The organism is Paraburkholderia sp. SIMBA_027, assembly GCF_046535315.1.
Classification (GTDB): Bacteria; Pseudomonadota; Gammaproteobacteria; order Burkholderiales; family Burkholderiaceae; genus Paraburkholderia; species Paraburkholderia tropica.
In genome coordinates this window covers 1-241 of the sequence record NZ_JAWRWY010001484.1, presented here as the reverse complement: position 1 = coordinate 241, position 241 = coordinate 1, and the positions used below count along the sequence as shown (strand labels likewise).

The window sequence follows — 241 nt, the reverse complement described above, 5'->3', positions numbered from 1 at the left end:
CGCCGCGCCGCCGCTATCCGTCCGTGGGTGGCGCAGGCCGACTGGCTGCTGGACTTCCACTCGATGAGCAATTCCGACGTGCCGCTGCAACTGACCGGCATGGAACAGCGCAACATCGACCTGGCCCTGTCGCTGGGCAACCCCGCCACCATCATCGCCGACGCCGGCCATGCCGCCGGCGTGCGCATGCGCGACTACGGCCGCTTCGGCGAGGCCGGCGACAACGGCACCCGCTCGCTGC

Annotated in this window: 1 pseudogene; it reads left to right on the top strand. The window is 71.4% G+C overall.

From position 1 onward, the window contains the following. A pseudogene (locus SB764_RS44130) lies at positions 1-241 on the top strand (succinylglutamate desuccinylase); the annotation flags it as partial.